Annotated in this window: 9 protein-coding genes; 3 read left to right on the plus strand and 6 right to left on the minus strand. The window is 59.9% G+C overall.

The genetic code is table 11. The annotated features are described in order from the left end of the window. Nucleotides 1-129: 129 nt before the first annotated feature. On the plus strand, nt 130-852 hold the full coding sequence (locus tag AC1DX0_RS29670) for an SDR family oxidoreductase (protein ID WP_477357989.1): 723 nt from the start codon (nt 130-132) through the stop codon (nt 850-852). Nucleotides 853-861: 9 nt separating this feature from the next. On the opposite strand, the gene AC1DX0_RS29675 is transcribed toward AC1DX0_RS29670, so the two are convergent. From AC1DX0_RS29675 to AC1DX0_RS29690, 4 genes are all read right to left on the minus strand, one after another. Beyond that, nucleotides 862-1,239 (minus strand): DoxX family protein, encoded by a 378-nt coding sequence (locus AC1DX0_RS29675; protein WP_477357992.1) that lies wholly within the window; start codon nt 1,237-1,239, stop codon nt 862-864. A gap of 65 nt (nt 1,240-1,304) precedes the next feature. Then, complete coding sequence (locus AC1DX0_RS29680; RefSeq protein ID WP_477357995.1) at nt 1,305-1,763, minus strand: carboxymuconolactone decarboxylase family protein; 459 nt, start codon at nt 1,761-1,763, stop codon at nt 1,305-1,307. An 11-nt stretch (nt 1,764-1,774) separates the two neighbouring features. Next, nucleotides 1,775-2,305, minus strand: coding sequence for an RrF2 family transcriptional regulator (locus tag AC1DX0_RS29685; RefSeq protein WP_477221866.1), 531 nt, complete (start codon nt 2,303-2,305; stop codon nt 1,775-1,777). A gap of 317 nt (nt 2,306-2,622) precedes the next feature. Then, nucleotides 2,623-3,123 carry an MmcB family DNA repair protein gene (locus tag AC1DX0_RS29690; protein ID WP_477357997.1) on the minus strand — a complete coding sequence of 167 codons (501 nt, stop codon included), beginning with the start codon at nt 3,121-3,123 and terminating at the stop codon, nt 2,623-2,625. Nucleotides 3,124-3,234: 111 nt separating this feature from the next. Here AC1DX0_RS29690 and AC1DX0_RS29695 point away from each other — a divergent pair, with 111 nt between their 5' ends. Continuing rightward, nucleotides 3,235-4,200, plus strand: a complete 966-nt coding sequence (locus AC1DX0_RS29695) for an IS1595 family transposase (RefSeq protein ID WP_477218399.1) — start codon at nt 3,235-3,237, stop codon at nt 4,198-4,200. 166 nt (nt 4,201-4,366) lie between these two features. Here AC1DX0_RS29695 and AC1DX0_RS29700 read toward each other — a convergent pair whose 3' ends face one another. Further along, nucleotides 4,367-5,113: a DUF3800 domain-containing protein gene (locus tag AC1DX0_RS29700; RefSeq protein ID WP_477218398.1), complete on the minus strand. Its 747-nt coding sequence runs from the start codon at nt 5,111-5,113 to the stop codon at nt 4,367-4,369. An 11-nt stretch (nt 5,114-5,124) separates the two neighbouring features. Between AC1DX0_RS29700 and AC1DX0_RS29705 the strand changes: the two genes are divergently transcribed. Beyond that, nucleotides 5,125-5,397 carry a hypothetical protein gene (locus AC1DX0_RS29705; RefSeq protein ID WP_477218397.1) on the plus strand — a complete coding sequence of 91 codons (273 nt, stop codon included), beginning with the start codon at nt 5,125-5,127 and terminating at the stop codon, nt 5,395-5,397. 44 nt (nt 5,398-5,441) lie between these two features. Here the strand turns inward: AC1DX0_RS29705 and AC1DX0_RS29710 are convergent. Continuing rightward, nucleotides 5,442-5,883, minus strand: a 442-nt coding sequence (locus AC1DX0_RS29710) for a helix-turn-helix domain-containing protein (protein ID WP_477357999.1), incomplete at its 5' end; no start/stop codon positions are given.

A 5,883-nucleotide genomic window follows, 5' to 3' on the forward strand; every position in this document is an offset into this window, starting at 1 on the left:
CTATTTCGATGGCCTGCGTGAATCCCGCGCCGACGCCCAGGCCTACGACGCCAAGGCAAGACAACAATTGCGAAGCCTGAGCCTCGACCTTGTCGGCTTGGCTTCCCCAGAACAGAAGGAACAGCATTCATGACCGACAGAACCGAACACACAGTCATCRTCGGCGGCTCMTCCGGCATCGGCCTGGCGACCGCGCGMAARCTGMTTGGSCCCGRMATGAAGGTGACSATCACCGGCCGYAACCAGGACAAGCTCAACAACGCCTGGAAAAGCCTCGGCGGCGCCGCCGACAAGGCCGCCTTCGATGCGTCGAAGCCGGATGAGGTCCGTCAATTCTTCGAACGTCTCGGCCCGTTCGACCACCTCGTTCTGGCGGCGAGCGGCGGCAAGGGCCTTGGTCCCTTCGCGACCCTCGACCTTGCCGACATCGGCAGCGGCGTCGAGGAGAAGGTGCGGCCGCAACTGTCCTGCCTGCAGGCCGCCTTGCCGACGCTGAACAGATCGGGGTCGGTGACCTTCATATCGGCGGTATCGGCTCAGGCCACCATGCCCGGCGTCGCCGGCATCGGTGCCGTCAACGGCATGCTGCTGACCGTGACGCCGATCCTGGCTGTCGAGCTGAAGCCCTTGCGCGTCAACGTCGTGGCGCCCGGCGTCATCGACACGCCGTGGTGGGACTTTTTACCGGACGAACAGCGGCAGGCGGTCTTTGCCGAATATGCCGGCAAGACGCCTGTGGGCAGGATCGGCCGCGCCGAGGACGTCGCCTCGGCGATAGCCTTCCTCGTCTCCAACGGCTTCATGACCGGCCAGGTGCTGACCTGCGATGGCGGGTTGCGATTTGCGGCGTGATTTCGGCCTTCAAAGCGACTGCGCGATCAGCGTCAGGAAACCGCCGCTCAGCGCGACATTGCCGACGAAGCCGTTGATGCGCGCCGCGCGGTCCGGGCCCTGATGGTCCCAGAAATTGTGGAACATCGGCGTGGCGACGATCAGGAACAACACCAGCACCGCMCMRGCGATYGCSGTCCASARGCCKGCSATCACCAGMACRCCGGCGRYGAYCTGCAGGACGATGCCGGCCCAMAGCGCCARYCGGGCCTGTGGCACGCCGCGCGCGGCCATCAATCCGGTAAGGAAAGCCGCGTTCTGGATGTTGCGCAGGCCAGCGAAGAYAAAMGCGCCGCCGAGCAACAGGCGGCCGAGAAACAACAAGGTCGAAGGCAAATCGGTAGGCATCAATCTCTCCCTTTGAAAGCAGTTGGAGCGCCGCCTCCCGACGGCGCTCCCATGGCGATATAAAATCAGGCAGCCTTGGCAGCCGGCATCGGATGAATGGCGTGGAACGGGATGCAAAGCCGGTTCCAGGTGTTGATCATGCCGAGCGCSACYGASAGCTTGACCAGTTCCTCTTCCGAGAAATGCTCSAGCGTSCKGGCATAGAGYTCGTCCGASACGCCATTGTTGGCGATTAGGGTCACGGCTTCGGTCCAGGCCAAGGCGGCGCGCTCGCGCGGGGAAAACAGCGGCGATTCCTTCCAGGCCGMGACGAGATAGAGCCGCTGCTCGGYCTCGCCRTCGCGMCGCGCCTCGCGGCTATGCATCTCGACGCAATAGGAACAGCCATTGATCTGCGAGGCCCTGAGCTTGATCAGGTGCAGCAGGCTGACCTCGAGCCCGCATTCGTCGACCGCCTTGTTGAGCGCCGACACTGCCTTCATGATCTCGGGCGCCTTGGCGTAAAATTGCAGTCTCGGCTTCATCATCTTTCCTTTCACATCTGCTTTGGGTTTTGCGGGGTTGAACTGGGTTTCTGCGGCCGCTGGTGGCGCGCCACGAAGGCGCAGCTCGCGGCAAAGGATCTCGGATCGCCCTCCGCCGCGTAATCCGCCACAATGTCGGACAGCTTTGTTTCGGCGAGCGCCGCCCGATAGGCGCGCTCAGCTTTCAGCATCGCAGCATTGATGCCGCAGGGTTTGACATAGGCCGAGGCATCGATCTTGACCGGACCGTTGCGGCGGATTTCGCCGCAGCGAAACGCCGGTTCGCGCCCTTCGACGGCCAGCACGATGTCGAGCAGGGTGATGCGTTCGGCCGGCCGCGCCAGCCTGTAGCCGCCCGCCGGACCCGATACCGATTCCAGGATGCGCGCCGCCGTCAGCATATTGAGATGCTTCAGCAGATAGCTCGGCGACAGGCCGAAGGCCTCTGCCAGGGCAGCGCCGGGCATGGTGCTGTTGCCCTCGACGCTCGCCAGCGTGGCCGCGCAATGGATGGCCGCTTCAACGCCCTCGCCCAGCTTCATGGTGCCGATCTCCAGTTCATGGATATCTTTTATCCTGGATAATTTTTATCTGCAATAGAAAACTAGAACTATCCCAATATTCGCGATGGCTCACAGAACTTGGGTACCTCGCACCCCGCRAAGCGGGGGAGAGGTGGCCCGGCGAAGCCGGGACGGAGAGGGGGACGMCCTCCGTGAAGCCAGAGCACAATGAAAGAGGGGGCGCTTGTCAGCTCCCTGATGCGACAATCTCAGATGCCGCGCCAGCCCCTCTCCGTCCCGGCTTCGCCGGGCCACCTCTCCCCACTGCGTGGGGCGAGGAATCCGGGTTTTTCGAACTACTCGCTCTCCCCCTCCAGCGCAGGCACCGACACACCGGCCAGTTCCGCCGCCAGCAGCCGCGAGGCACCGGCCCGGGCGATACGCAGCATCAGCGCCTTGCGCGTCGCCGCCGCCATGCGATGCTCCGGCGCGTCGCGCAGGATCTCGGCGCCGTAGCCATCGGAGAGAATGAAGCCGCACTCTTCCGGGAAGATGTCCGCCGGCACGCCGGGATGGGTGGCGAAGAAGAAGCGGTCGGAATGCAGTCGGTAGTCGGGCCATTTGCGRTCGACCCGGAAATCCTCGATCGAGGATTTGATCTCGATGATCCAGATGTCGCCCTGCCGGGTCAGCGCCACGAGGTCGGCGCGGCGGCCGGTGGCCAGCGACAATTCAGGCAGCACATGCRCGCCCATTTCCATSAGCAGCCGCTGCACGCCRCGCCGCACCAGCATGGCGCGTTCCGACTGGCGGCCGTCGATAAGGGGATTGATTGCGATGGGGGAAATGATCGGCATGACAGCCACCATGCCAGATTCTGTTCACGGTTTGAACCCCTTTGCGACGGGCGATTATATATTTGACAGACCCAAACGACTATGCGATAACGAATCCAAGGAGTTATCGCTATGTCCGTCCTGTCCCGCCCCTACTTCCACGATGAAGCCGCCGCCTTCGAACATGTCGAGGGTATGCTTTGGCCGCAGGGTCCGGTGTGCCACCATTGCGGCTCGATGGAAAAGCACTACGCATTGAAGGGCGGTCGCACGAAGGCTTCCAAGAAGAACCCTCACGGCGTCGAAATCCATGGCCTCTACAAGTGCTCGGATTGCCGCAAGAAGTTCACGGTTCGCATGGGCACGATATTCGAGGAAAGCCATTTGCCGCTGCACAAGTGGTTGCAGGCTATCCATCTTATGTGCTCGTCCAAGAAGGGTATCAGCGCCCACCAGATGCACCGCGTCTTGGAAGTCACCTACAAGACCGCTTGGTTTCTCTGCCATCGCATTCGCGAGGCCATGCGCTCTGGCGACTTCTCGCCCATGGGTGGCAATGGCAAGACCGTTGAGGTTGACGAAACCTACATTGGCCGTCTGGCTGGCACCCCGGTCAAGACCGGTGGCGGCTCGCATAAGAACACCGTTGTTACGCTTGTCGAACGCGGTGGCCGCGCTCGTTCCTTCCATGTCGATACTGCCCGCATTGGAACGGTTATGCCTATCGTCCGCGCCAACATCGCCAAGGAAAGCGCCTTGATGACGGATGAAGCTGGCATGTACCGCCGCGTGGGCCAGGAATTCGCGTCGCACGATGTCGTCACGCATTCCAAGGACGAATACGTTCGCTACGATGGCGAAAAGACCATCCACACGAATACCGTCGAGGGCTATTACAGCATCTTCAAGCGCGGCATGAAGGGCGTTTACCAGCATTGCGCCGAACACCATCTGCACCGCTATCTGGCAGAGTTCGACTTCCGCTATTCGAACCGCTCGGCCATGGGAATTGAAGACAACGTTCGTTCGCTCATCGCCTTGAAGGGTACCAAGGGTAAGCGCCTGACCTATCATGGGCCTCATCACAGCGAAGCATGACCACTACCGGAAGCCGGTCCAGTTGCAGCTACCCCTTTGGAAAGGTCAACCGTTTCGGAAACGGAATAAGCGTTGAGTCTTAAGGCGGTTTCGCCTATATTTAGGGCCTCCCTCGGCCCGAAACCCCTGCCAAGTGTAGGGAACCCGTCCAAGACGGAGGCGAAAGCTAGGGCCGGGGGACGCCTCTCATCTGCCTGTGCCAAATAGTGAATTTCCCCTTCACCGCCGTATCGCGCGCTGGGTCTAATACGCGCGCCTTGTCCAGAATGTAGTCAGACAGCCAGCACTTGGCTGGAGACGCGCCAGCGACCTTCCTATGGCCATTGAGATGGAAAGCCACCGCGCCAATTAGGAGGTCCGTCAACTGCAACAACGGCTCATCGTGCGAGCCTCGAAAGTGGAGTCTCCTAAACGGCCAATCCCGCTGATCGCCCTTCTTTTTGATGCCTCGATTCAGCATCAAACGGATTTCATCTAGCGGGGTATTTGTCTCGCGCTTGTCCGGGTAGACGTGGAAAAGGCAGTCGCCATAGAGCCGGCCAAATTTCATAAGGAGCTGGTAGATTTCCTTGTTGAAGCCAATCTCACGGTTGCCGCTGTTGAAGGCATGTTCATTCCGGCGCGCCATTTCGACAACCAGGCAATGGAATTCGACAGGGCCGCCATACCATTCGCCAATGAAAAACTGATCCACAATCTGCTGGTAGGCTTCAAGTTTCGCCAACGAGACTTTGGTCCACTTCAACTCAGAGCCGGGCAACTCCTTGCGGCGGATGAATTTGCACGCAACGTTCAAAGCCTCGGCCACACGGCGCGGCGCTATGATGCCGCCAAGCACCAAGAACCGGTGCTGGTTCTGGCTGCTTTCGTCGATGTAGATATTTCTGATAAGGTCGTCGTCCGGAGACTGCATAGGAGGCCGTAATGGCTACTGAGTCGCAAGAGAAACAACAGTATCAGAAATTCAAGGAAGCCGCCCACGATCTGGAGACAGACCAGTCTGAGGAAGCCTTTGATCGCGTGTTGAAGAAGGTAGTCACGGCAACCCATGGACTGAAGGTCTGCCCTGAATGCCAGCACGTCTTTCAGGGCAATGGATGGGACGGGATAGATGCTCATTGGAAGTCGAAGCACGACAGCATCATGCCGTACGCTGAAGCTTGGCCGCTGATCAAAGCTGGCAAATACACCAAGTAGCGTCCCTCCCAGTCGCGCGGGAGGGACGGCACCAGGACCATGATCTAAGCGGCAGCTAGAAGCTGGTATCCATCATCATTGCTGTGCTGAATTTGGATCGGCTGCGGCTTCAGAGTGTGCACACTCCGGCGCGACAATTCATCCATGCCAGCTCCAGAAGCCAAATCGAGTTTTTCAATCGCCAGACGCCGGATGATCGTCTCCGCCGACCCGTCAATTACAAACTCGCCTCGCTCCCACCGTCCAACCGACTGCTTGTCGTGGTGAACAAGCATTGCAAGCTCAGATTGAGTATACCCCATTTCTGTTCTCAGGAAACGGAGTTCATCAGGGCTTATCCCGTGCTCATGCGAGATGATGCCAAGAGCGATCACGCGGTGAAGCTCATTGACAGCCGGGATAGTGATGACTTCGTCACCTTCATCGTCGTTTACGAATTCAAGACCGCTAATGAAAACGTTCTTCAGCCCGCATTCGGTGTAGTGG

Source organism: Mesorhizobium sp. P3_A9 (genome assembly GCF_056402975.1).